Origin of the sequence: Paenisporosarcina cavernae (genome assembly GCF_003595195.1) — a bacterium.
GTDB lineage: Bacteria > Bacillota > Bacilli > Bacillales_A > Planococcaceae > Paenisporosarcina > Paenisporosarcina cavernae.
Genome location: NZ_CP032418.1, coordinates 1,180,232 through 1,204,973, shown reverse-complemented (window position 1 = coordinate 1,204,973; position 24,742 = coordinate 1,180,232). Strand labels below are relative to the sequence as shown.

General features: G+C 37.1%; 25 protein-coding genes. 2 read left to right on the top strand and 23 right to left on the bottom strand.

Annotation, left to right across the window (positions count from 1 at the left end):
• Positions 1 to 37: 37 nt before the first annotated feature.
• The 6 genes from odhB to dapF all read right to left on the bottom strand — a co-directional run bounded on the left by odhB (position 38) and on the right by dapF (position 9,254).
• Positions 38 to 1,315 carry a 2-oxoglutarate dehydrogenase complex dihydrolipoyllysine-residue succinyltransferase gene (gene odhB, locus D3873_RS06030; protein ID WP_119883202.1) on the bottom strand — a complete coding sequence of 426 codons (1,278 nt, stop codon included), beginning with the start codon at positions 1,313 to 1,315 and terminating at the stop codon, positions 38 to 40.
• 26 nt (positions 1,316 to 1,341) lie between these two features.
• Positions 1,342 to 4,149: a 2-oxoglutarate dehydrogenase E1 component gene (locus D3873_RS06025; protein WP_119883201.1), complete on the bottom strand. Its 2,808-nt coding sequence runs from the start codon at positions 4,147 to 4,149 to the stop codon at positions 1,342 to 1,344.
• A gap of 220 nt (positions 4,150 to 4,369) precedes the next feature.
• Positions 4,370 to 5,824, bottom strand: coding sequence for a sensor histidine kinase (locus tag D3873_RS06020; RefSeq protein ID WP_119883200.1), 1,455 nt, complete (start codon positions 5,822 to 5,824; stop codon positions 4,370 to 4,372).
• Complete coding sequence (locus tag D3873_RS06015) at positions 5,821 to 6,492, bottom strand: response regulator transcription factor (RefSeq protein WP_119883199.1); 672 nt, start codon at positions 6,490 to 6,492, stop codon at positions 5,821 to 5,823. Before D3873_RS06015 ends, D3873_RS06020 begins: the two co-directional genes overlap by 4 nt.
• Before the next feature lie 103 nt (positions 6,493 to 6,595).
• Entirely contained in the window at positions 6,596 to 8,269 is a 1,674-nt protein-coding gene (locus D3873_RS06010) for a diguanylate cyclase domain-containing protein (protein ID WP_119883198.1), read from the bottom strand.
• A 16-nt stretch (positions 8,270 to 8,285) separates the two neighbouring features.
• Complete coding sequence (dapF, locus tag D3873_RS06005; protein WP_162920150.1) at positions 8,286 to 9,254, bottom strand: diaminopimelate epimerase; 969 nt, start codon at positions 9,252 to 9,254, stop codon at positions 8,286 to 8,288.
• Between the two features lie 288 nt (positions 9,255 to 9,542).
• On the opposite strand from dapF, the gene D3873_RS06000 reads away from it, so the two are divergent.
• Positions 9,543 to 10,094, top strand: a complete 552-nt coding sequence (locus D3873_RS06000) for a GNAT family N-acetyltransferase (protein WP_119883196.1) — start codon at positions 9,543 to 9,545, stop codon at positions 10,092 to 10,094.
• Between the two features lie 198 nt (positions 10,095 to 10,292).
• On the opposite strand, the gene D3873_RS05995 is transcribed toward D3873_RS06000, so the two are convergent.
• Positions 10,293 to 11,363 carry an undecaprenyldiphospho-muramoylpentapeptide beta-N-acetylglucosaminyltransferase gene (locus tag D3873_RS05995; protein WP_119883195.1) on the bottom strand — a complete coding sequence of 357 codons (1,071 nt, stop codon included), beginning with the start codon at positions 11,361 to 11,363 and terminating at the stop codon, positions 10,293 to 10,295.
• A gap of 85 nt (positions 11,364 to 11,448) precedes the next feature.
• Here D3873_RS05995 and D3873_RS05990 point away from each other — a divergent pair, with 85 nt between their 5' ends.
• Positions 11,449 to 12,807, top strand: coding sequence for an MATE family efflux transporter (locus D3873_RS05990; protein WP_119883194.1), 1,359 nt, complete (start codon positions 11,449 to 11,451; stop codon positions 12,805 to 12,807).
• Positions 12,808 to 12,848: 41 nt separating this feature from the next.
• On the opposite strand, the gene D3873_RS05985 is transcribed toward D3873_RS05990, so the two are convergent.
• From D3873_RS05985 to D3873_RS05910, 16 genes are all read right to left on the bottom strand, one after another.
• On the bottom strand, positions 12,849 to 13,745 hold the full coding sequence (locus D3873_RS05985) for a CAP domain-containing protein (protein WP_238473831.1): 897 nt from the start codon (positions 13,743 to 13,745) through the stop codon (positions 12,849 to 12,851).
• A gap of 157 nt (positions 13,746 to 13,902) precedes the next feature.
• Positions 13,903 to 14,172 (bottom strand): hypothetical protein, encoded by a 270-nt coding sequence (locus D3873_RS05980; RefSeq protein ID WP_119883193.1) that lies wholly within the window; start codon positions 14,170 to 14,172, stop codon positions 13,903 to 13,905.
• Entirely contained in the window at positions 14,165 to 15,076 is a 912-nt protein-coding gene (locus D3873_RS05975; RefSeq protein ID WP_205536285.1) for a CobW family GTP-binding protein, read from the bottom strand. Before D3873_RS05975 ends, D3873_RS05980 begins: the two co-directional genes overlap by 8 nt.
• 54 nt (positions 15,077 to 15,130) lie before the next feature.
• Entirely contained in the window at positions 15,131 to 16,621 is a 1,491-nt protein-coding gene (locus D3873_RS05970; protein ID WP_119883192.1) for a lmo1851 family serine protease, read from the bottom strand.
• Positions 16,622 to 16,742: 121 nt separating this feature from the next.
• Complete coding sequence (deoD, locus tag D3873_RS05965) at positions 16,743 to 17,447, bottom strand: purine-nucleoside phosphorylase (RefSeq protein ID WP_119883191.1); 705 nt, start codon at positions 17,445 to 17,447, stop codon at positions 16,743 to 16,745.
• Positions 17,448 to 17,518: 71 nt separating this feature from the next.
• Positions 17,519 to 17,731 (bottom strand): YozE family protein, encoded by a 213-nt coding sequence (locus tag D3873_RS05960; protein WP_119883190.1) that lies wholly within the window; start codon positions 17,729 to 17,731, stop codon positions 17,519 to 17,521.
• An 8-nt stretch (positions 17,732 to 17,739) separates the two neighbouring features.
• Entirely contained in the window at positions 17,740 to 18,168 is a 429-nt protein-coding gene (msrB, locus tag D3873_RS05955; protein WP_119883189.1) for a peptide-methionine (R)-S-oxide reductase MsrB, read from the bottom strand.
• On the bottom strand, positions 18,168 to 18,698 hold the full coding sequence (gene msrA / locus D3873_RS05950; protein WP_119883188.1) for a peptide-methionine (S)-S-oxide reductase MsrA: 531 nt from the start codon (positions 18,696 to 18,698) through the stop codon (positions 18,168 to 18,170). The genes msrB and msrA overlap by 1 nt, the downstream gene beginning before the upstream one ends.
• 11 nt (positions 18,699 to 18,709) lie before the next feature.
• Positions 18,710 to 19,282 carry a YpmS family protein gene (locus tag D3873_RS05945; RefSeq protein WP_119883187.1) on the bottom strand — a complete coding sequence of 191 codons (573 nt, stop codon included), beginning with the start codon at positions 19,280 to 19,282 and terminating at the stop codon, positions 18,710 to 18,712.
• Positions 19,283 to 19,287: 5 nt separating this feature from the next.
• Positions 19,288 to 20,106 carry a GDSL-type esterase/lipase family protein gene (locus D3873_RS05940; protein WP_119883186.1) on the bottom strand — a complete coding sequence of 273 codons (819 nt, stop codon included), beginning with the start codon at positions 20,104 to 20,106 and terminating at the stop codon, positions 19,288 to 19,290.
• 287 nt (positions 20,107 to 20,393) lie between these two features.
• Entirely contained in the window at positions 20,394 to 21,233 is an 840-nt protein-coding gene (locus D3873_RS05935) for a DegV family protein (protein ID WP_119884488.1), read from the bottom strand.
• 60 nt (positions 21,234 to 21,293) lie between these two features.
• A complete protein-coding gene (locus D3873_RS05930) occupies positions 21,294 to 21,782 on the bottom strand; it encodes a dihydrofolate reductase (protein WP_119883185.1) in 489 nt (162 codons plus the stop codon).
• Positions 21,783 to 21,795: 13 nt separating this feature from the next.
• Entirely contained in the window at positions 21,796 to 22,737 is a 942-nt protein-coding gene (locus D3873_RS05925) for a thymidylate synthase (RefSeq protein ID WP_119883184.1), read from the bottom strand.
• Between the two features lie 20 nt (positions 22,738 to 22,757).
• The gene (locus D3873_RS05920; protein WP_119883183.1) at positions 22,758 to 23,297 is read right to left on the bottom strand and encodes a YpjP family protein; all 540 of its coding nucleotides are present in this window, start codon (positions 23,295 to 23,297) and stop codon (positions 22,758 to 22,760) included.
• 231 nt (positions 23,298 to 23,528) lie between these two features.
• Positions 23,529 to 24,305 carry a class I SAM-dependent methyltransferase gene (locus tag D3873_RS05915; RefSeq protein ID WP_119883182.1) on the bottom strand — a complete coding sequence of 259 codons (777 nt, stop codon included), beginning with the start codon at positions 24,303 to 24,305 and terminating at the stop codon, positions 23,529 to 23,531.
• Positions 24,302 to 24,739 carry a BrxA/BrxB family bacilliredoxin gene (locus D3873_RS05910; RefSeq protein WP_119883181.1) on the bottom strand — a complete coding sequence of 146 codons (438 nt, stop codon included), beginning with the start codon at positions 24,737 to 24,739 and terminating at the stop codon, positions 24,302 to 24,304. Before D3873_RS05910 ends, D3873_RS05915 begins: the two co-directional genes overlap by 4 nt.
• Positions 24,740 to 24,742: the final 3 nt, after the last annotated feature.

Sequence of the window (24,742 nt, the reverse complement as noted above, 5' to 3'; positions counted from 1 at the left end):
CAAGAACGGTCTAATCGCTTCTAAAAAATCGAATTTCTTATGATTCAAGTAATAAATCTTCTGGATTTTCAATAAGTTCTTTTACAGTTTTCAAGAATCCTACTGAATCTTTTCCATCAATAACACGGTGGTCATACGATAAAGCAACATACATCATTGGTCTAATTTGAACTTCGTCTCCAATAGCCACTGGACGCTTTTGAATCGTATGCATACCTAGAATACCTACTTGTGTTCCGTTTAAAATTGGCGTCGACATCAATGAACCGAATACACCACCATTAGTAATGGTGAATGATCCACCTGTCATATCTGAAATTTGAAGTTTTTTATCGCGTGCTTTTTTTGCAAGATCCACAATGGAAGCTTCAATTTCTGCGAAGTTTTTACGATCCGTATCGCGTACGATTGGAACGACTAATCCTTCTTCTGTTGAAACAGCAATCCCTACATCGTAGAACTGTTTCAGGATAATTTCATCCCCATCAAGTTCGGCATTCACATACGGATATTTTTTAAGCGCTGCTGTTACAGCTTTCGTAAAGAATGACATAAATCCTAAACGAACATCGTGATCGTCGAAAAACTTATCTTTTTTGCGAGAACGAAGTTCCATGATATTTGTCATGTCAATTTCGTTAAATGTCGTCAACATAGCAGTAGATTGTTTTACTTCTAATAATCTATTTGCAATCGTTTGTCTACGACGGGACATTTTCTCACGTTTCACACGAGAATCATCTTCAGATGACGCAGCTTGTTTTGCTGGCGCAGCTTTAGGAGCTGGTGCTGAAGAAGCTTTTGGTGCATTCGTATGTGACTCTACATCTTGAACTCGAACTCGACCTAATGGATCTGCTGTCGAAACAGCATTTAAATCAATGCCTTTTTCTCGAGCCAATTTGCGTGCCGCAGGACTAGCAATCGTGCGTTCTGAAGAAGATGCTTCTTCTTTTTGCGCTACTTGTGGTGAAGAAGTTGTTTCTTCTTTCTTAGGTGCATTTTCTACCGATTTTACAGGAGCATCGCTTTCTGCTGGGTCTGCTTCTACCGGGTTCTTTGGAGTAGAACCGCTACCAGTTCCTTCGCCAACAACAGCAATTACTTGACCTACTTCTACTGTGTCACCTTCTGCTGCAAGCAATTCTTGAACTACTCCAGCTTCCTCTGAAATAACTTCAACATTTACTTTATCAGTCTCTAATTCAACGATAAATTCGCCTTTTTCAACTGTATCACCAGGTTGTTTCAACCATTGTGCAATTGTACCTTCTGTAATAGACTCTGCTAATTCTGGAACTTTAATTTCAGCCATTATTATTCCTCCTATATTCTATCTCGTTACTTACTAACTGCTTCTTCGATAATTCGTGCTTGTTCCACTTTATGTGTTTCACCATCACCTTCGGCAGGACTTGAACGTTTCACTCGTCCCGTGTAAGAGATCTCTTTATCCTGTGTGATTTCACGTAAGTAAGGCTCCGCAAATGTCCATGAACCCATGTTTTTCGGTTCTTCTTGAACCCACGCAACTTGTGATAGTTGTGGAAACTTTTCAATGATTGCGGCGATCTTTTCAGCAGGGAATGGATACAATTGTTCAACACGTACTAAGTGAACATGATCATATCCTTTTCCATCTTTCACTTTATCTGCAAGATCCATCGCCATTTTTCCGCTCGCTAACAATAGTTTTTTCACTTTTTTCGGTTGATTTCCAGTAGTAGAATGCTCGATCACTGTTTGGAAATGACCTTCTGTTAGTTCAGACACTTCTGCCCCAACCAACGGATGGCGAAGCAACGATTTTGGAGAAACAATAATTAAAGGACGAATGGATTCTTCCCCTAGCATTTTTGCTTGTCTTCGTAAAATATGAAAATAGTTGGAAGCACTAGACAAATTAGCAACTGTCCAGTTATTTTCGGCAGCCATTTGTAAGTAACGTTCTAAACGAGCACTAGAATGTTCCGGACCTTGACCTTCATAGGCATGCGGAAGTAGCATGACTAATCCAGATTTTTGTCCCCATTTAGAGCGACTAGCGGAGATAAATTGATCAAACATAACTTGAGCCATATTCGCAAAGTCACCATATTGAGCTTCCCAAATGACCAATGCTTTTTCGTTTTCCAAATTATATCCGAATTCATATCCAAGTACCGCTGATTCGGTTAACGGACTGTTATAGACAACAAACGAGGCATTAGCACCTGAAATATGATGAAGTGGTACTAATTCTGAGCCATCTTGTTCGTCATGTAATACTAGATGACGATGAGCAAACGTTCCACGTTGTGCATCTTGGCCGGTCAGACGGATTGGATTACCTTCTTGAAGAATCGTACCAAATGCAAGTGTTTCAGCATGTGCCCAATCGATTTTTCCTTTTCCTTTGAAAGGCTCTTCACGACGTTTTAAAATTTTGCCTAATTTCTTAAAGACATGAAATTCATTTGGCCATTGCAAAAGTTCTTTATTCATCTTCGTTAACGTTTCTTCCGCAACACCAGTTGGAACTTCTGGATATCCATTCAACACTGCGTCCGGAATAATGATTTCATCTGGAGAAGCTTCTGATTCTTCTTTTACTTTATCGTAAGCTTCCTGCATACGAGTTTGAACAGAAGATTCTATAGCACTAACTTCTTCATCTGAAAGAATGTTTTCATTAACTAATTGTTTTCCATATAAAGCACGCACTGTATCGTGTTTATGCACTTCATGATACATCACTGGATTCGTCACTAAAGGCTCATCCATTTCATTATGACCAAAACGACGATAACCAATTAAATCAATGACGATATCTTTTTGGAATTTTTCACGATATGCGAACGCAAATTTTGCGACACTAATCACTGCTTCTACATCATCCGCATTGACATGTACGACTGGAACTTCGTAGCCTTTTGCGGGATCCGACGAGTAATAAGTGGAACGAGAATCGTAATATTCTGTTGTGAATCCAATCATATTATTCGCAATAATATGAACAGACCCACCTGTTTGAAAACCTCTAATACGACTGTAGTTTAATGTCTCGGTAACAATTCCTTGACCAGGAAAAGCTGCATCGCCATGAATAAGTACCGAGTAAGCCGCTTTTGTATTTTGCTTTGGTAAGCCTTTTTCTGTGGTAGTTTCCTGAGCAGCTCTTGTTTGACCAGTTACTACTGGACTAACTACTTCTAGATGTGATGGATTATAAGCTAATTTCACTTTCATTCCCGTATCAGAAATGTGGGTAGCACCCATATGATACTTTACATCGCCAAACCAACCTTTTGTAATTTCCAATGATCCATCCTTTGGAAGGAAAGGTTCGTTTGATACATGAGCAAAATCTGCAAACATCATCTCATAAGGTTTGTTTAACACGTGGGTCAACACATTTAAACGGCCACGGTGTGCCATTCCGATTAGGATTTCTTTTGTTTCAGCATTTTTTGACTGGCGAACGAGTTCATCGAGCATTACGACTAAAGTATCCAGTCCTTCTACTGAGAAACGTTTAGCACCTACAAACGTACGATGTAAAAACTTTTCAAAACCTTCCACTTGCGTTAATCGTTTTAACAGTTCTTTTTTCGTGTCAGAAGAAAGTGATTCTTTAAACGTACTATTTTCAATTGCATGTTGCAGCCACTTTCGTTCTTCTGGTTCGATAACGTGTGCAAACTCATATGCAATTTTTTCTGTATACGTACGTTTCAGCATTTCCGTAGCATCCCAAGCATTGTGTACATGTTGAGGAGCGTGATCAAAAACAATACTTGCTGGAAGAGCTTCTAAATCTTCTTTGGTTAATCCATAATAAGAGGCTTCTAATTTAGAAGCATCCTTTTGACGATCATTTAATGGATAAATATCTGCTGCTAAATGGCCAGAAGTACGAATAGCATCGGCATATTTAGCTGCTGCTAAATATTTTTCAATTGAAGCAGCAGAAATCCCTTCCATTGAATGACTCGAATTTTTAGACATAGGAATAGAAGGAGCACCGTATTGATCAAACAATGATGCTAATTCTTCTCCTACCGTTTGACGGTCTTTTCTATACTCCTCATACATTTCTAATATATACCCTAAGTTAGGACCTGATAAATTTGACCAAGGTGACCCATTTGGTGTCCCGTTGTTTGTCATGAAGCGAACCCTCCAAAAATTAAATACATCTCTTGTATTAAGTGTAGCATACAAGTGAACTTTTTTTCATTTTCAATCTTACTACTCTCAACAGAAAAAACAATGTTTTTTGTTCATTCTATGCAAATCTTTTCATTCCCCCGCAAAAATGCTCTTATTCCTAACATTTTCATGAAAATTTCCGGTGAAATTAAATTGTTTTTCCTATCAGTTAAAACGTTTACTCTTTTTTAGGACTATTTGGTGATCCATCTTCTTTCGAAGAATAGAAGACGTCATATAGTGGTAGATGAATCTCAAAAGTTGTGCCGCTTGGAGAACTTTCACTTATGGATATATCCCCACCATTTTTTATTAAAAAGCTTTTTACGATTGATAGACCTAACCCTGATCCTTCTTTACGTTTATTACGGGAATCATCTACCCGATAAAATCGATTGAATACTTTCTTCTGTTGTTCTTCTGTTAAACCGACACCATTATCTTTTACACTTATACGTACACCATATTTTTCTATCGTTGGTGTGACATGTACCATTGGAGTAGCATTTTTATTATAAATCAAGCCGTTTACAATCAAGTTTCGTAATAATTGATGTAAAGCCACTTCTGTCAAAGACACTTTTACGGTTGCAATGATTGGAGTATAAGTAAATTGACTTGCAGGAAAAACTGTTTTTAGTTCTTGCTGTAAATGAAGAAGAAGTGAATCTATATCTACATCTTGATACGAAATCACTGGAGAATCTTCACGAGATAAGAGCATCATTTCATTTAAAAGTGTTTTCATATGTTCTATCTCTTTCAGCGAAATGTCGAGTGATTCATCGATTATTTTCGGATCATTCTTCCCCCATCTACTGAGCAATCCAATATGACCTTCTAAAACTTGTAGAGGAGTTCGAAGCTCGTGAGAGGCATCCGCAAGAAATTGTGTTTGATTATCAAAGCTCTCTTTTAATTTATCTGTCATCAATGTAAATTGATCATACAATTCGTTCATTTCTCTTGTCGTCGATTTCAGTTGGATGTTCTCCGTTAATCCATTCAGACGAACGTTTACCATTTCAGATTTCAAATCCAAAATTGGTTGAATTAACAAACGCGAAAGAAAGAACGAGACAATAAATGTTCCTATTAAAGCGATTAACGTAAATAAGACAAGCATGCCGAGCATGTAACTTGTACTTGCGACAAAATCATCTAAAGGATGTTGAAGCTGTAAGTAGAAAGGATAATTTCCTAATTGCACTTTTCCAAATGCATGAAGATAGTGTCGATCCTTGAGCGTCGATTGTTCTAACAGAAAGCCATTATCCGGCACACGTTTAAGTGGTATCGGAGAAAAACTTTCCACATCATTTATTCGTAACAGCTCAATTCCATCACTATTTAATAACCTGACGGATTGTTTTTTTTCGATAATGGAGGACATTAACGTTCGATTGGATCGAATATCAGAGATCGTTAAAAACGGACCTTTTGATTCGAAAAATTGAACTAATTCATTCATCGTCGCATTCGTGTTTTGTTTTTCTTTCTCTAAAAGCCACGCCTTCATCGAGAAAAACATCGTTAAACTGAGTAAAAGAAAAATGCTCACCATTATAGAGGCTGTTATGATGGACCATCTCGTTTGTAACGAAGACCAATAATCGTTCAATCGTTGCTTCATTGTCTCATCACGTACCCGACTCCTCGTATCGTTTCAATATATTCATTTGCAGGAGGGAGAAGTTTTGTGCGAAGATGCCGCACATATACATCCACCACGTTTGTCTCCGTTTCCGTTTCAAATCCCCACACTTGTTCTAACATCATTTCACGAGATAAGACACGATTTGCATTCTTCGTAAATAATAGAAGTAAGTCAAACTCCGTCTTAGTTAACTCGATTTTTTTATTCCCAACGCGTACTTCATGTGCCCCTACATCAACTGTAAGTGCTCCAAAATTTTGTACATTTTCCTTAGTCGTTGGTACCTCTATTCTTCTTAAAACGGAACGAAGTCTTGCTAGTAATTCTTCAATAGCAAAAGGTTTGACGAGATAATCGTCCGCACCAGCATCTAATCCCGCAACTCGATCATAAATGGCGTCTCTTGCTGTCAGCATAATGATGGGAATTGCCGAAGTTTTTCGTATCCTACGACAAATTTCCATTCCACTTAGATCTGGTAACATGACATCTAAAAGAATGACATCATAGTTGTTCCGAAACGCTTCTTCAAGTGCTTCTCGTCCATTTGAAACGTGGCAAACAGTGTAACTCTCGTGCTCTAACTCCATTTGAATGAATTTAGCAATATTCTCTTCATCTTCAATTAATAGAATGGAAACCATCTCGACTCCTCCTATCTTTCTCTCATAGGAAATGGCATTTTATTTATACTATCATTTTCTCCTAAAACTACATAAGAAAAATCCGTCTCATGAAGAAACGGATTTACACAATTTCATTAAAAATTAAAAATTTATTTTTTCCCATTCGCTTCACTTCATATAAAGCGTGGTCTGCTTTTTCCAGTAACTCATCTAATGTTGTGCCATTTTCCGGATAGAAGCTGATCCCAATAGATGAAGTAGGATGGAAATCAGAATCACGTATCGACCAACCTTTTGTTAATGTTTGTTGTATTCTTTCGATAACGGAAATTACTTGCTGTTTCCGCTCATGTGGAACAGTTGTAAGGTTTGTCAAAAGTATAACGAACTCGTCTCCACCAATACGTGCAATGACATCATTTGTTCGTATACTTGCTTGCACGGCTAAGCCAAAATGTCGGATAAATTCATCCCCAACTTCATGACCATAGGAATCATTTACTTCTTTAAAGTCGTCTCCATCCAAATACAGAATGCCAATAGAAGTATTTTGCTCATAAGCTTGTTCTGCAATTTTGGGGAACTCCTTTAATAAAAAGCTCCGATTAGGTAAGTGCGTAAGGTTATCATGGTAGGCGAGAAAACGCAAACGTTCCTCTAATTTCTTTCGTTCCGTAATTTCTCGTGAGACTATGACGAGCTGATTAACAGATTCTCTCGTTGGATCTTCAACAGAAATCACGGATGTTTCTGTCCAAATCGCATGACCGTTCTTCTGAAGAAGTTGAATTTCAAGACGTATTTCTTCGCCATCGTTAATCTTCGGTAAAATATCTCTGCTCCAACTAATATTACAATCATCTGAAACAATTTCATCAAAAAAGTGGCCAGATAATTCTTCTTGTTCGTAGCCAAGTCTTTTTTCATGAGAAGGAGAACTATATTGAATCATTCCATCATCGTTTGTAATGACGATGAAATCAGTCGTGTTTTCCGTAATTAAATGGAAAATACGTTCAATTGATCTCAGTTCTGAAACAATATGATTAAAGGAATTCCGTAACGCTGTTTCATCCTCGATTTCTTGCATTAAAATATAGATTGCCACGACAGACTGATCTTGAATAATGGGAGAATAGCTAACCAAAAAAGTAGCAATCTTCCCTTCTGCTTTTTTCCGTTTTACGATACGAGAAGGGGCATTGTTTCCTGTTTTATTTTTTTCAAAATACTCTGCGACGGGACCTTTCTCATTCTCAGGTAAAAAAGGGAGATTCAAATAATGTTTTCCACGCCATTCCAAAAGTTTACATCCAAACGTTTTTTCAAACTGGGGGTTCATGTCATAGATTTTTCCATCTGGTGACAAAACGACGGTGGGATCTACATTCATATTTAAAATGGATTGTAGAAAATTATACTTTTCCTTTAGTTCCACATCCCCAGACACTTCTCTCGTTTTCGCAAAGATAAACGTTCTTCCTTCGTCATGTATCACTCTCAGCGTTGTTTCATTCACTAATTCGATATCGGAAAAAATAAAAAAGTCTTGGTAAACATAAGGAACATTACTCCCTAAGGCTTCTCTATAATGGGTTAATAATTCTTCCGCATGCTTCGGTGATACAGCTTCCTCTATTGATTTTCCAACTGGATTATTTGGGAATACAAGTAAAGCACTTGGATTCACAAATTGATAAACAAATTTCCCATTTCTGTATTCTAATATGAACACTAACTCTTTGGAGTCACCATAGAGAAGGGTGAATTGTTTTTCTGTTATAAATGATTCCAACTGCTTTTCCTCCTTCCTATTTTCTCCATTTTTGTTTCACCATATTTTCCGCATAATCTTTCCATCTTTCATAGTCATCCATTTCATCGTGCGCAATGGTCTTAGACAAAATAGAAATAGTTTCATCAGAACCAATTGTAACCTCTAACGTTTCTATCAAAGACGCATTTCCTATTAAAAAAACCGATTGCTGATCTTCTGATAGATGGCATTCGACAAAGCCACCTGGGTTAATCACACGAACTTTCGTGCTCTCCACTAGTTTTGACTGATAGGCAACAAGTGCACTCGCTGACATAGCAGTACCACAAGCGTTCGTGAAGCCAACACCTCTTTCGAAAGTTCGAACAAAAATGGTCATTTCATCTACAGGATGCATAAAACTAAGATTGACACCTTCTGGAAATAACGAGCGACTTTCATTTAATTGTGTGCCAATTTTCTCCTGAAATACACGAGATTCTATATATTGAATCGGCACAAGGCCAACCAAGTGTGGGTTAGGAACTGCTAGAACTGAAAAATGAATCGAATCGTGTATTTCCGGGATTATGCTATTGATCAATGTATCGTTATTTCCATAGGTCATGGGAATATCAGAGAGCGAGAATGTAATTGGTTTTATTTCAACCGCAAATGCATCTTGTTGTTCGAATATTGGAGTCGTCTTTTTCACATGAAGTGTTACTTCTTCCGTTTCAATGGATGCTTGAAGAACGTCTAAGCTTTCAAGCACTTCCCTCGCAACAATACGAAGACCATTTCCACACATTTTCGCATACGAGCCATCGGCATTTATTACCGTCATTTTTACGTCTGCAGAAGCGGAAGAAGAAATGAGTAAAAGACCATCTGCTCCCCCGTCCCACGATGTTGAACATAACTTTATCGCCATCTCATGCCAAAGGGAATGAGCAAAATCTTCCGTCCATAAAACATAGAAGGTATTACCTGAGCCATGCATTTTTTTTAACGATATCTTCATGGTTTTTCCCCTTCCACTTGTTTCATTAATCATATCGATTTTTTTCTCGAATTTCGAGATATTTTTCTTTTCAAATGAAAAAAATCTTAGTATAGTAAATATGCATACAACAGAATAGTGCAAAACACTAACAAAGATGTTAGGGAAGGCAAATGGTGCGCCACCAATTACTGGTTCTAGTGGGTTCGATTCCCACCCCGAAATTTTTTATGCAATTAAAATGAAAAATTTCGAGGGGCATTGCTTTTCGCATGCTTAAATGCCCCTGAGTAATGGAGGCGTTTTTTTATGTTGAAAAAAAGAGATCTGCAAGATTGTTCTTCCCTATTTGACTTAATTTCTCACCCATCTGTCTTCCCGTTTGTCCGACAAAAAGCGGCGTCCGCAGAAGAATTCATGTTCATGACGAAACAATTGATGGAAGAAGAAGAACAAGGTAATGTAATTTCCCGCACAATCACGGACGATTTTGGAATGCCTATTGGAACTATCAATTTATACGACATACAAGATAATGCTGGATTTCTCGGCACTTGGATAGGAGAACCTTTTCAAGGAAAGGGTTATAATCAAAAAGCAAAACTAGAATTTCTAGAAGAACTATTTTTCCAACATTCTATTCAAACCGTCTTTTTACGAATTAAAAAACATAACGTGAAATCCATTCGAGCAGCAGAAAAGTTGCCATACACCACTCTTGCACACGACTCGCATCCTGCTTTATTAGAGGAGATTAACCGCGGAGAGCATGAATATGTGCTGTATCAAATACCGAAGGATTTATTTATCTTCTCGACTGTTGCCATATACGAACAAACAGAAGAAGAACAAGCAATGTAAAATAGTCATTTTATTGAACCCGAACGTTCATTCCTCTTTTTTAAAAGGAACGAATCGTACGGGTTTTTATTTTGAAAGGTGCTCTTGCTTTTGAAATCTTTGTCTGTCAAACTTTCGACGAAATGAAAAAAAGCTGGGACAAAACATACATTTGTCTCAGCCTCTTTTGGTTTGTCGCACCTCTTACAAGAAAACTACTTATTGATATTTCTCTATCAGCTCTACCATTTGTCGAGGAGTCTTAGGCATTTCTGATTGTTCCATTACTTGTCGCATATGAGACTTTCTCTCTTCTAATTGTTGCACTTTTTCTAAGAATGCTTCTGGTGATAATTCTTCTTCTTGTAAGACTAACGCAAACCCTTGCTTTTCAAAAAGCTGCGCATTTAACACTTGATCTCCTCTGCTTTTTTGGGCAGAAAGAGGTATTAATAGCATTGGAATTCGTAATGCTAAAAATTCATAAATGGAATTGGATCCCGCTCTCGATACGACAACATCGGCCAGATGCAACAAGTCATTTAACCCTTCTGAAACATATTCTATTTGAACGTACCCATCAATGAATTGATGTTCCTTCGACACTTTGTCTTTTCCGCAAAGGTGAATTATGTCATACGTGTTTTGGAGAATGGATAAATTGCTTCGTATTGCTCCATTTAAAACATCCGAGCCTTGACTCCCTCCCATTACAAACAGCACGGCTTTATTGCCAGAAAACCCTACTTTTTTTAGAGCGTTTAATCGATTCCCAACAAGCAATTCTTCTCGAATGACTGCGCCGGAACAGGTTGCTTTTGACTGATCAACATATTCCAATGTTTCATGAAATACGGTAAAAATGTGTTTCGCAAAAGGCATGGCAATTTTGTTTGCAAGTCCAGGAGTAACATCCGATTCATGTATTAAGAGAGGAATCCGCAATAATTTTGCAGCAATAGCTACAGGAACAGAAACGAATCCACCTTTGGAAAAAATGACGTCCGGCTTGTTTTTTATAAGTATTTGAATACTATCGAATACACCTTTGACCACACGAAATGAATCGGAAATATTTTCAAGTGAAAAATACCTTCTTAGTTTTCCACTCGAAATCGAAGCGTAAGGTAATGTGGGAAAATTTTCAGAGATTAGTTCTTTTTCAATCCCATCTCTAGAACCTATATACATAACTTCGTAATTATTCTCGATTAACGAAGGAATGATTGCTTGATTTAAGGACACGTGTCCAGCAGTTCCTCCTCCAGTTAAGGCAATTTTTTTCTTCATTTAATTAAACTCCTTTTCCAACATCTTCGATGCATTTTAATTGTGGTATACTTAGCATTATTTTCACTTGAAGGAGAAGGCTATCATGATTGAAACATCTTCACACCTTACCCACAAACTGCGTACTATGCTGAAAGTTACTACTCCTATTTTAATCACTCAAGTTGCTATGTATTTAATTACATTTTTTGATATTCTCATGAGCAGTCGGTATGGAAGTGTCGATTTAGCTGGTGTAGCAGTAGGTTCTTCTATATGGATGCCCGTTTATACTGGCTTATCTGGAATCCTAGTTGGCATAACTCCCATTGTAGCACATTTAAATGGAGCGAAGAACAAGCAGGAAATAAAGCGAATGGTTCAGCAAGGTATATATGTAGCACTTTTGTTATCGATTGTTATTTCATTTCTTTTATTCTTAGTCTCTCCGATCATTATATCGAAAATGCCAATTGAAGAAGCAGTATCTCATGTATCTCTTCGATACATTCAGTCTTTGTTAATAGGTATCGTTCCACTATTTGTCTATAGCGTACTCCGTTCCTATATGGATGGGCTTGGTATGACGAGAATCACGATGTTTATCACGTTACTCTCTGCGCCTATTAATGTCTTTTTTAATTATCTTTTTATTTTCGGTAATTGGGGATTTCCTGAACTCGGAGGAATAGGAGCAGGTGTGGCGTCTGCTATCACTTATTGGATTGTACTTGGCATTTCGATGTATGTCATACATACGAAACAGCCCTTCCTTTCCTATTACTTGTTTACTCATTGGAGTAAAATTCAACTAAAAAAATGGAAGGAAATTCTTTCAATAGGTGTTCCAATTGGATTATCCATTTTTGCGGAAACAAGTATATTTGCGGCTGTTACGCTTCTTATGAGTACTTACTCTACTGCCGTCATTTCGGCTCATCAAATCGCTTTAAATTTCACTTCTTTACTTTATATGGTTCCTTTAAGTATTTCATTCGGAGCAACCGTGTTAATTGGGAATGAACTGGGAGCAAATAATGTTGCTGGTGCAAAAACGTATAGTCGACTTGCTGTAAGCTCCGCAATCGTTTTTAGTGGTTTATCAGCAGCCATCTTGTATTTTTACCGAGAACCCATTTCCACCATTTATACATCGGATCAGGAAGTGATTCCTATTACTATACAATTTTTCCTTTACGCAGCGCTATTCCAGCTTTCAGATGCTATTCAAGCACCTGTTCAAGGGGCACTAAGAGGGTATAAAGATGTAAATGTTACGTTTATCATGGCAATCATTTCTTATTGGGTCATTGGCTTACCAGTTGGATATTACTTTGCAAACTTTACAAATTACGGGCCATTCGGATACTGGATTGGTTTAATAGCAGGTCTAACCATTGGAGCTATTACGTTATCCGTTCGACTACATCGAATTCAACGCAAAAAAGAAAAGATGATCTCCTAACGAATCAGGAGATCATCTTTTTCATGTTTATTGGAAAATGTTTATTTCCCAATAAATTGTTGTGTCCAATAAGAACCTTTTTCAACAAATCCAACACCAATGTGCGTAAATTTACTGTTTAAAATATTTGCTCTATGACCTGGAGACTTCATCCATGCATCCACTACTTCTTGTGGAGAACGTTGTCCCATTGCAATGTTTTCGCCTGCAGTTTTATACGAAATGTTTTTTGCTTTCATTTGATCAAATGGACTCCCTAAATTAGGGCTTGTGTGGGAAAAATATGAATTAGTCGACATATCAAGCGACTTCGCTTCCGCTGTTGCCATTAATGAAGAATCAATTTTTAATGCCGCTAATCCATTTTTCGCACGTTCTGCATTAGTTAAGTCAACTACTTGTTGTTCAAATGACCCAATAGCATTGTCATTTACGGATGTCGTTGGAGCCGTTTCAATTGCCGGCGTATCTTCTTTTTCGCTTACATTTGGAGCGGTATTTTCACTCACCTCAACAGGTGTAGTACTCTCCGTTTTTTCTACCGGTTCTATTACTTTATCCGTATTCTGTACGATAGGCTTAGAAGTAGTTTGTTCGGACGGTGCTTGCTCGTTCAAAGTAGATTTAGGTTTTTCGTTTGAACTCGCTTCCTTCTTACCCTCTAGTTGTTTTGATATATAAAAAGAATCTTTACCAAAGAATTTTTCCATCATATATTGGTAGTCTTCCTTATTTTGCAGAAGATGAATATTGCCGACTTTTACTTCCTTTGACCATACAGGATAAGAATGCACATAACGGTCACTTTTCACCTGCATAGGAGAAAATTGTAAAGTGTCCTGACTGTTACATTGGTTTGTATTTTCTGCTGCTTGCATGGTCGGTGCCATGGACAAGCAAAGTAAACTTGATAGTGTGAATGTAGCTATTTTTTTCAACACTCTCGCCTCCTTCGAAAACTAGTGTAGCGGAAAAGCTTGAGTCGAAAATTAGCAATTTTTAGCGAGAATTCCTATTACATATATTACACGAGAAAAAAGCATATTTTTTAAAAACAAAAAGGAAAGACTATACGTTCTATGTAAAAATTGGAACTCAATTAGTATTGACACTACCGAAAACTTCTTCATAGAGTTGTAAAATGGATGTGCTTTCTTCATTTGTTAAGGCTGTTTTTCTTATTCGATACTTTGCTTCTTCTAACTTTTCTACAGGAGATTTCCGAACTCTAGGATGAGATAATTCGTCACGTAATTCAGCTTCGACTAACTTTATAAGCTCCGCCATACAAGCAACTTGTTGTGCAGCTCTACGACTAGAATAGATTTTTTGGTACGCATTTTTACAAGTGTCAAAATTACTCATAGAGATTCACATGTTTCAATGATATCTCCTGAAGTCGCTCACCAATAATAACGATTCCAGTTGGAACTTTTACATACTCGGGTAACCACTGAACCATCCCATACGAATATTGAAATACATATGGATATTTTGATCCTTCTATAGGGACATACCCTTTCATGCGATAGACAGTATCAGGTAAGCTTTTCAACCAATTTTCCATCATGTCAATTGAAATAGGAGCAGAAAATCGGAAGAAAGAAGTTTCTAACGGCCAATCCGTCCCAATTTTAACAGGTGTCGTTTGACTAGCATTTTTTTGATAAGAGATTTTCTCTAATTCATTGGAAGAAAATTTCCCGTGTGATGTTTGAACAATGGATGCAAATTTATTTTTCGATTGAAGACTTTGAACGACTTGCATTTGTTCGTTGTCCGTCAACTCATCCATTTTATTTGCAATTAACAAATGTGCGTGTTTAATTTGTTCATGAAATAACATTAAGGCCATTGTGGACAACTTCTCTTGAAGTAATAAAACAGTCGAATCGACAATTGTGATAATACCTTTTACTTCTAATTGATCTGCAAAAAGCGGGGAAAAAACAGCATCTAATGTTTCGATTGGATGTGCTGCTCCTGTAGTCTCTATTAAAAGAACATCGAATTCTTGCTCCGCTAATAATTGCTGTAGTTGTGCCTCTACTAATTCGGAACCAGTACAACAAATACATCCTTCTAAAATTTCTTTCAAAGGGGTGTCATTTCCTATTTGATCCGAATCGAATGACATACTTCCAATTTCATTCATAAACACGGCAGGCTTTATACCCTTTTCTTTTAATTGACGAATGATATGTAATAAAGCTGAAGTTTTTCCACTTCCTAAAAATCCACTAAACAAATATACTGCTTTTTTTGCCACCGTTTTTCCTCCTAGTACTAAGAAAAGCTGACCAAAAATGGCCAGCTCTTTTTGTTATTTTATTTCTTTCTCCACAATTTCTTTTGCTTTTAATAACTGTGGATCATCTGTTTTAATTTTCTCACGAAGAGCATCCATTAATGCGAATGTCGTTTCATCAATTAAAACACCAGTTTCTTTAAGTTCGTTTTCTTTTTGAAGTGTTTTCACTGCAGTAATAGTGTCTTGGTCATACAATCCATCAATTTTGCCTGGGTTAATCCCCACTGCAGCAAGCATTTCTTCCGCTGCCTTTACTTGTTCTGAAAGACTTCCTTCTTTCCACTCAAGAGACGGATCTAAATATGGAAGTTGAGAATATGCTGGGTATTCCACTTCAACATCCGGGACGATACCCTTTTCATGAATCCAATTACCCTCAGGAGTAAGCCATTTAGCAGTTGTAAATTTCATGTTGGATCCGTCAGACAATTCATCTGCTGTTTGCACAGTGCCCTTACCAAATGATTTAAGTCCAACAAGTTTTGTGCCTGCGGATTCGCGCATAGCTGATGCAAGAATCTCAGACGCAGAAGCACTACCACCATCAATTAGTAATGTGACAGGCACTTGAATTTTTTCACCACTTGTAGCTGAATATATAGTTGGTTCCTGATCCTTTTCCTGTGTTTGGAATAAAGCTTTCCCTTCTTCGACAAATAAATTGGAGATGTCTACTGCGGAATTTAGTAATCCACCAGGATTTTGACGAACGTCTATAATCAAGCCTTTCATGCCTTGTGATTTTAAATCATCAAGTGCAGTTACAAGCTCTTCATATGTGTGTTCAGAGAAACTTGTAATTTGAATATGAGCTATCTTTCCTTCAAGCATTTCAGGATAAACAGTTTCAATTGGAATTTCATCACGGATGATTTTCAATTCCATCGGTTCGCTGTTTTTTCCACGTTGAATCGTTAACGTAACGGCAGAACCCTTCTCGCCTCTTATTAACATAACAGCTTCTGAAGCTCCCATACCGACGATTGATTCGCCATCGACTTCAATGATTTGATCGTTCGGTAAAAGTCCAGCCTTTTCTGCAGGAGAGTTTTTAATAGGAGAAACAACTGTGATAAATCCTCCACGTTCTTGGATTTCAGCACCTATTCCCTGAAAACTTGACGAAATACTTTCATTAAATTGAGCAGCTTCTTCTTGATTCATGTAATCTGAATATGGATCTCCAAGTGCTTCAATCATCCCATTAATCGCACCGTTGACAATAGCTGGTTGGTCGATATCTGAATAATAATTTGCTTTTAATTCATCATATACTTGGTAAAGCTTTTCAAACTCTCGACGTTCAGGCGCTCCAACTTCCACTACTTTTTCATCACCGAATGTTAACGCAAAAATAGTAATCCCCGCAGTACTTAATATAAGTGCAAAGATTATCATTAAAAAAACAAATGGTTTCAGACGAATATACTTCGTTGCAGGAGAAGGTGAATCGCTAGGATCATTCTCTATGACTTCTTTTGTATCCTCGTTATAATCTGACATTCTTTTCACCCTTTACTGTGCAAATACCTATTTTGTTCCTCGAATCATTTCCGTTTTACATGAACGAAATATCCGTAAAAAAACTGCCAAATGACATTTGACAGTTTAATTTTATACCATACTATTCTTGAATAGCTGCTTCTAACGCAACAATAATCATATCATTAAACGTTAATTGACGTTCTTCTGAAGAAGTGACTTCCCCAGTTAATAAGTGATCACTAACTGTTAAAATGGATAACGCTTGACGACCAAATTTTGCTGCTAATGTATAAAGTGCAGAAGATTCCATCTCTAACGCTAATACACCGTACTGTGCCCACTTCTCATGTTCAGCGTGTTCATTATAGAAAACATCTTCCGTGAAGACATTTCCTACTTTTAAATTTAATCCTTTTTCTTTTCCAGCGTTGTACGCTTTCAATAAAAGATCAAAATCAGCAATAGGTGCGTAATTAACCCCGTTAAAAATAATTTCGTTCATTTTTGAATCCGTAGAAGCTCCTTGTGCGATGATAACATCGCGAACTTTAACATCCTTTTGTATCGCTCCACAAGTCCCTACGCGAATGAGTTTTTGAACATCATATTCTTGCATAAGTTCTGTAACGTAAATCGAGATAGAAGGAACACCCATTCCAGTACCTTGAACCGAAATACGTTTTCCTTTGTATGTACCCGTGTAACCAAACATATTACGAACTTCGTTATATAAAGTTACGTCTTCTAAAAACGTCTCAGCAATATATTTTGCACGTAGTGGATCTCCTGGTAATAAAATCGTATCAGCGATATCGCCTTTTTTTGCATTAATGTGAACACTCATGTAAATACCCTCACTTCTATAAACATTTCCGTACTATCATAAGGCTTTTTAAGCATATATGCAAACTATCTTCATATTCTTTCCTGATATTTACTCCATAATGCATCGAATTGAGAAGCAGACAATCGCTCATCTGCTAATTCTTCGATGTACCTCGAGACTTCAGAAAATGATCTGGATTGTTTTGGAAAGGACAAGTCCTCAAACATAGCTTCTGCAAATACACCTTCGGACGTTTTCGCCCCTCGAAAAGTCAGTACAAATTGGTAAAATGATTTATTCATCGACTCGACTACTTTCTATCAAATAATACTAAATAGTTTTCATATCCCTCATCTTTTAAGCGGTCTTTAGGAATGAATCGAAGCGCGGCAGAGTTGATACAATAACGCAATCCATTCGGACCTGGTCCATCAGGAAATACATGTCCCAAATGAGAGTCAGCAGATTTACTTCTTACTTCCGTTCGTCTCATACCGTGAGAAGTATCAAATTTCTCTGTAATTTCTTCGTCATCAATTGGCCGTTTAAAACTTGGCCAACCACAGCCAGCATCATACTTATCTTTTGAATGAAAAAGAGGTTTTCCTGAAACAACATCTACATAAATACCTTCTTCAAAATGGGCATCATATTCATTTTGAAAAGGCGGTTCTGTACCATTTTGTTGGGTTACATAATACTGCATGTCCGTTAGTAATTTCTTTGAATTTTCTTCCATTATTTATTGCCTCCCCACATTTTATCTGTAAAACCTGCACGTCCACTGCCAACATGGTAACGATTGTAATGCGCTGGGTTTTTTTGGTAATACTGCTGATGCTCCTCTTCAGCTGGATAAAATTCTTTCGCATCGAGAATAGGGGTTACAATTGGTTTTGAAAACTTTCCACTCGCTTCCAAGCGATTTTTGGAAGCTTCCGCAATCTTTCGTTGGTTCTCATTATGAACAAATATTGCGGTCGTATATGAATCTCCTCGATCAAAGAATTGACCTCCCGCATCTGTAGGATCGATTTGTTGCCAAAATAATTCCACTAATTTTTCATATGAAAAGAGTTCTGGATCAAATTCGATTTGCACAGCTTCCTTGTGGCCTGTTTGATTGGAGCATACTTCTTTATAAGTTGGATTAACTGTATGTCCACCTGTATAGCCAGATACTACACGATGAATACCTTCAAACTGGTCGAAAGGTTTCACCATACACCAAAAGCATCCACCTGCAAATGTCGCGATTTCTTTTTGCATTTAGTTTCCTCCTAGTTCGTTGGAAATACAATATCAAACAATAAATTGTTCTCTTTTAAATCTATTTCTTTCGCTCGTACTTCCACATTTTGACTGGTCGGAATATTCGCCATTTGAACATATATCTGTTCTTTCTCGTGTTGAACATTCATCCATGTTGGTAAGTCAATCGAATCTTTCATCAATTTTAACACCGTTGAAGGTGGAATATCTAATTTCCCTACTTCCACCGATTTTTGTTTTAAGATAATATCTCCGTTCCCGCTAACTTCTGGACTAAAATTCATTAATACAGGGATAGAAATGGAGAAAATTTGAAGTTCGGTTTGAAGTTGAATTTGGTTATTTACTTTTATCGTAATTGGCAATGGTGCATCACCAAATTCTTGTTGCAAATAACTATTTGCTACACCTTCTAAATCCTGTTTTGTTGTGGAAACTTGAAACGTGTACCCCTTCACATTTTCGGATGGTTGAATAGAGTTCGTGCTTTCACTCGGCTGTTGAATATACCAAAACAACCAACCGATTCCTATCAATAAGATAAAAAGTAGGGCGAAAAAAAAGAATTTCCACTTGTTCATATGTATTACCTCCTAATTTGCATTTCCCCGTTTGTTATTTCCTTTAAACCGCATAACTGTAATTGACTCCATATTGCAGAGGTAATATCATCATAGCCTTTACTATTAGGATGGAAAAAATCCGTATGATACACAAGTTTTGAGTCGGAACGAAACAATTCTTCAATTGAAACAAAGCAACCATTCGCGTCAGAAGAAGCGACATTTTGCATTTCATCATTCCATCGCTCTACAATTTCTTGAAATTCACTTCTCTCATCCGTCACAACTGTAAATGGATTGTAGATGCCAATAAAAATAATAGGAGCTGAGGGATTCTTTTTACGAATTTCTTGAACAATACTTGTATAACGATTTTTATAGAATGGTAACTCCTCATAAAAGTATTGAACTCGTAAGTTAAATAAGTTTTCTTTCACAATTTTCATAACGTCGTTTCCGCCAATTGTCATAAATATCATGTTTGCGTCTTTTATCGCCTCTTGGCCTTCTGCCGTTTCTAAATACTCAAGTAATTGATCGCTACGTCTTCCTCTTTTTCCCACATTTACTGCCTCTAACGATTCTACTCCTTCTACTTCAGCTAGTTTCTCCGTGATGCGCCCGAAATATCCTTCTTTTTTCTGTTCATCTCCAACACCTTGCGTAAGTGAATCTCCAATTCCTACAATCTTTACTTTGTCTGGAATGAATGTCGCTTCAAATGAATAATTCGATAATTGGTGTTTGTGTGCAGCAAATTCCGGGACGTTTTCTGATTGACTACAACTAGTGAGAGTAAGCAAGATAAATGGGAGAAAGAGTATATATGTTAAATTTTTCACTTCTTATACATCCTCTTTTCGTAGATAAAAGTCTATTCGCTTTTTCGTGATAGTGTATGTGTAAATCGTCTCTTGGAATACCTTGTTAATCCTTATTCATACTCGGATCATCCTAAACATTCTGTTGAATCAGTTTGTTTCCGTATCGGATTGATCAAGTTATTCTACCGTCTGCTTTAGATGTAGCTAACCAAAAGTAATAGCCCCCAGAAAGTAGAAAATCTACTAGTGGAGGCTATAGAAAAAAATGATTCGTCTGCTATTACAAAGCTGTTGAAAGAATGAAGCTATTCTACCGTATACATAAATCCAATAGCACCTATTCCTGTATGTGTACTAATGATAGGATTTGTAAAATCGGTTGCAATATTTGTCACGCCTCTTTCTTTTAGCTTTTCCAGAAGCGGATTCATCATGTTATAACCAGAGGCATGAGATATTCCAATATGCTTGAGTGTTTTTCCTGTGATATGCTGATCAAATTGTTTGATTAAATATTGAACAACTTGTTTATGACTCCGAGCTTTCGCTACTGGTGTGTATACTCCATCAATTAAGGCAGCAATTGGTTTAATGTTTAAAAGAGACCCTACCATCGCTTTGCCCTTCCCTATTCTACCACCCTTTACAAGGTTTTCTAGCGTATCAACTACTACAAATAAATGTGTATTATTTTGTAGTTGCTGAAGACGTTCCAGAATTTCTTTTTCTGTCGAACCATTCTTAGCCATAGTTGCTGCTTCTATTACTTGAAAGGATAAAGCATAAGATATAAACTGCGAATCGACAACATGTATGTTTGATGAACTCATATCAGCAGCAGCTTGTGCGGATTTTACAGTCCCACTCATTCCACCAGTCATATGAATTGAGATAATTGTCTCTCCATTTGATCCAATTCGATCATACATTTCTTGAAAAACTCCTACAGCTGGCTGCGAACTCTTTGGTAGTTCAGAAGACTGCTCCATTAACGTTAAAAAGTTTTCACTATCAAGATCAACTTTATCTGTATATGTTTTTCCATCTAATTGAATGCTTAAGGGTACAACTTCAATTTGTAATTCCTCTATTTGTTTTTTCCTCAGTTCAGCTGTTGAATCCGTGACGATTCTTATCGTTTTAATAACGAACACTTCCTTTGACAAATAATCATCTATTCGATTTGAATAATATGTTTACATTATCTATTGATTTTTTTCCTTTTCATACACTAAAAAAGTATAGGGTATTCCTTCAGTTGAAAGAAAGTCCTGTGATTTTGAAACCAACTTCCACTCGTCACCATATGCCGGGAAATATGTATCACCCGTAAAGCTAGTTTGGATAAAAGTAATGTATAATCGATCAGCAAGAGGTAAAGCAAAACGAAATATTTGTTCTCCACCAATCACCATTACTTCTTTTTCCATCTTTTCTGCTGTTTCTACGGCGTCTTGAAGGCTGTGAACAACTTTAACGTGTGGAATAACTAATTCTTTATTTCTTGTCACAACTATATTCTCACGATTCGGTAGCGCTCTTCCAATAGATTCAAACGTTTTTCTTCCCATAATGACGGGTTTATTCAAGGTCATTTTTTTAAAGTAAGCTAAATCCTCCGGAATATGCCAAGGCATTTTGTTCTCTCTACCAATCACTCTATTCGGATCATGCGCTACAATTAAAGAAATCATGTCATCACCTTTCTTAGACAGCAATTGGTGCTTTTATTGTTGGATGAGGATCGTAATTTTCCACTGTTATATCTTCAGTTACCAATTCGAAGAGTGATTTCGTGGAGTTAATTTTTAACTCAGGTAACGTTTTTTCTGAACGTGATAATTGCAGTTCCACTTGATCCATATGGTTTAAATATAGATGGGCATCACCTAAAGTGTGGATGAATTCTCCAACTTCAAGTTTGCACTCTCTTGCAATCAAATGAGTCAGTAAAGCATAAGAAGCAATATTAAATGGCACACCTAGAAACACATCCGCACTTCGTTGGTAAAGTTGACAGGATAATTTTCCATCTGCCACATAAAATTGAAACATCGTATGGCAAGGCGGAAGAGCCATTTCATCAACTTCAGAAGGATTCCATGCTGAAACAATATGCCTTCTTGAATTGGGGTTATGCTTAATAGAATGAATGACATTCTGTAATTGATCGATTATTTCACCTTTTGCGCCTGCCCACGAACGCCATTGTTTCCCATAAACTGGACCTAAATCACCGTATGTTGCAGCAAAATCATCGTCATCTATAATTTGTTGACAAAATTCGTTCATTTTGCCTTCCAAGATCAAAGCAAATTCTGGGTCATTGGCAGCTCTTCTTCCGAAATCGTTCATATCTGGACCAGAGTAGTCTTCACTTTTCACCCACTTTTCGAATGCCCACTCATTCCAAATAGAATTTCGTTGTTTGATCAAAGTTCGGACATTTGTATCACCTTGCAAAAACCATAATAATTCTGAAACTACGAGACGAAAAGGAATTCTTTTAGTTGTAAGTAAAGGGAATCCCTTTGATAAGTTAAATCTCATTTGGTAACCAAATACACTTATTGTACCTGTTCCAGTCCGATCTTCCTTCGTCGTCCCTGTCGAGAGGATCGTTTCACACAAGTTTCTATATTGATCCATTTTTGTTAAAACCTCCGATATTAAGATAGCCATTTCGGCGGCTGATTTTTAGACCAATAGATTTCTCCCATGTCAATATGGGAAACGAAGTTATCTTCCCATGTATGGTAATGGAAATTAAAATAATATCCATCTTTCGGTCGTAAATCAGTTCTGACATGGAAACGAATAAGATCTTCTCGAGTTCGCTCATTATATATATGAAATATTTTCTCACTGCTTCCGCCGGCAGGGTTCTCACTTACTTTCCACTGTATGGTTTGGTCCGTATGTAATGAAGCGTATGTCATTTGAATTGCTTCTTCCATTTTAGGAAAAATCATTTCATAATAATCCTCTTTAATCACTGGTCCAATTCGTGTTCCGAATTTAATATCACTTTGCTCTTTCGCAAGTGAATACACAGAAGTTGCAAAATCAGCTTTAGTTTCACTACTTTGTACTTGTTTTTCCTCTTTTTGATCGAGAAACGAATCCCATAAATCATGATCTGGTGAGACCATGCCAAATGTAATAATAGCAACAAGTACCGTGAAAAACTTTGTCAATTTCATTTTCATGTCAATTACCTACCCAAGTTAGAGATTAAATTGTTTCATCTTCTTTCTTTTCATTGTACAATAAAGTTATCAATTTATCACTACGAGAGAAATCTGGGGGGTACATCATGAGTACGAGTATTATTGTTGGTATTGGTTTCTTATTTCTTTTAGGATATTTAACATCTCTAAACTTTACCGAATAATGAAAAAGACACATTGGTCGCTTTCGCGACTACAATGTGTCTTTTTTTATTTTTTCCACACCCCATAATGAAATTTCGTGTTCGGCCGTATATGTTGTTGGAATCCATATTTCACAAAGTCATTTGACGAAAAGTGTCCTTTCATCACAACCCTTTTGGATGCCACTCTCTTCGCTTCATGTATCCAGTTGTCCGATATTTTGGACCGAATGATGCCATTTCGTAATGGGTTCATGTTAGCCGATTCATGAATCGTTTCATCAAACATTGGGTCTAGGTAAACAACATCGAATGAATTATCCTCACAAACAGCAAGTTTTGCTTCCGCAGTTTCTCCATAAATAGTTATTGGAGGAATCTCCTGTAAAAAGTCTTGATAAGGTGAAAAGCCGTGACAAATTGCTTCTTTTAACACAAATGCTCGCTCTTTATGCTCTTCACATCCAACAACTTTTCCTTTTTCTCCCACTACATATGACGCCAGTAAGGCATCTGAAGCAAACCCTAATGTACAATCAAAAAAACGCATCCCGCTTGTTAAATTGCAACTTTCAATAAAAGGATCATTTTCTCCTCGTTTAATCCTTTTTAAACGGAACATGGCGGAGCTAGGATGGAAAAAGAACGGATCTTTCTCTGCATCTTCATAAAAGTCCCATTGATTTTTAGATAAAACGAGCATCGCTTGATTATATTGGTCAAATAATTGTTTTAACGTTCGCTTGTTACGATCAATGTAAGGAATACTAAGTTGTTCCGAGAATGTTTTTGCCGTTACAATTTCCTGGGAAGTAGGCCTTCCTGAAGTCGTAAGAATGGTCATTGAACGTTTAATTGATTTAACACTTGTACTAAATGGTCTTTTACTTGGTCCATTTCAAAACCTTCTATCTGTTCTCTCGGAATAAAATATGCTAGCTCATTGTCTTTCCAAATAGCGATTGAAGGTGAGCTTGGTGGAACTTCATTGAAAAAATCTCGCATAGTCTGAGTAGCTTCTTGGTCTTGACCAGCGAAGACGGTCACAAGGTGTTCCGGTTTGTTTTCCACTTCTTTCACAGCCTCGATAACTGCAGGACGTGCTAAACCAGCAGCACATCCACAAATCGAGTTAATGACGATTAAGGAAGTCCCGGTAGACTCGGACATGTGTTGCTGTACTTGTTCTGCAGTTACCAATTCATTAAATCCATTTTGAACTAGCTCCTGTCTCATTGGTACAACGATACTTTTCATATATTCATCATAAGCATTCATGTT

What these genes read in the sequence shown, in the direction of transcription:
- D3873_RS05925 (WP_119883184.1), bottom strand. Translation starts at nt 22,737, where the DNA reads ATGGATCAATATAGAAACTTGTGTGAAACGATCCTCTCGACAGGGACG.
- dapF (WP_162920150.1), bottom strand. Translation starts at nt 9,254, where the DNA reads ATGAAGATATCGTTAAAAAAAATGCATGGCTCAGGTAATACCTTCTAT.
- D3873_RS05915 (WP_119883182.1), bottom strand. Translation starts at nt 24,305, where the DNA reads ATGACCATTCTTACGACTTCAGGAAGGCCTACTTCCCAGGAAATTGTA.
- D3873_RS05970 (WP_119883192.1), bottom strand. Translation starts at nt 16,621, where the DNA reads ATGTCAGATTATAACGAGGATACAAAAGAAGTCATAGAGAATGATCCT.
- msrB (WP_119883189.1), bottom strand. Translation starts at nt 18,168, where the DNA reads ATGGAAGAAAATTCAAAGAAATTACTAACGGACATGCAGTATTATGTA.
- deoD (WP_119883191.1), bottom strand. Translation starts at nt 17,447, where the DNA reads ATGAGTGTTCACATTAATGCAAAAAAAGGCGATATCGCTGATACGATT.
- D3873_RS05930 (WP_119883185.1), bottom strand. Translation starts at nt 21,782, where the DNA reads ATGATTTCTTTAATTGTAGCGCATGATCCGAATAGAGTGATTGGTAGA.
- D3873_RS05960 (WP_119883190.1), bottom strand. Translation starts at nt 17,731, where the DNA reads ATGAATAAATCATTTTACCAATTTGTACTGACTTTTCGAGGGGCGAAA.
- D3873_RS05910 (WP_119883181.1), bottom strand. Translation starts at nt 24,739, where the DNA reads ATGAATGCTTATGATGAATATATGAAAAGTATCGTTGTACCAATGAGA.
- D3873_RS06020 (WP_119883200.1), bottom strand. Translation starts at nt 5,824, where the DNA reads ATGAAGCAACGATTGAACGATTATTGGTCTTCGTTACAAACGAGATGG.
- D3873_RS06015 (WP_119883199.1), bottom strand. Translation starts at nt 6,492, where the DNA reads ATGGTTTCCATTCTATTAATTGAAGATGAAGAGAATATTGCTAAATTC.
- D3873_RS05980 (WP_119883193.1), bottom strand. Translation starts at nt 14,172, where the DNA reads ATGAGTAATTTTGACACTTGTAAAAATGCGTACCAAAAAATCTATTCT.
- D3873_RS06025 (WP_119883201.1), bottom strand. Translation starts at nt 4,149, where the DNA reads ATGACAAACAACGGGACACCAAATGGGTCACCTTGGTCAAATTTATCA.
- msrA (WP_119883188.1), bottom strand. Translation starts at nt 18,698, where the DNA reads ATGCAAAAAGAAATCGCGACATTTGCAGGTGGATGCTTTTGGTGTATG.
- odhB (WP_119883202.1), bottom strand. Translation starts at nt 1,315, where the DNA reads ATGGCTGAAATTAAAGTTCCAGAATTAGCAGAGTCTATTACAGAAGGT.
- D3873_RS05990 (WP_119883194.1), top strand. Translation starts at nt 11,449, where the DNA reads ATGATTGAAACATCTTCACACCTTACCCACAAACTGCGTACTATGCTG.
- D3873_RS06000 (WP_119883196.1), top strand. Translation starts at nt 9,543, where the DNA reads ATGTTGAAAAAAAGAGATCTGCAAGATTGTTCTTCCCTATTTGACTTA.
- D3873_RS05995 (WP_119883195.1), bottom strand. Translation starts at nt 11,363, where the DNA reads ATGAAGAAAAAAATTGCCTTAACTGGAGGAGGAACTGCTGGACACGTG.
- D3873_RS05920 (WP_119883183.1), bottom strand. Translation starts at nt 23,297, where the DNA reads ATGAAAATGAAATTGACAAAGTTTTTCACGGTACTTGTTGCTATTATT.
- D3873_RS05945 (WP_119883187.1), bottom strand. Translation starts at nt 19,282, where the DNA reads ATGAACAAGTGGAAATTCTTTTTTTTCGCCCTACTTTTTATCTTATTG.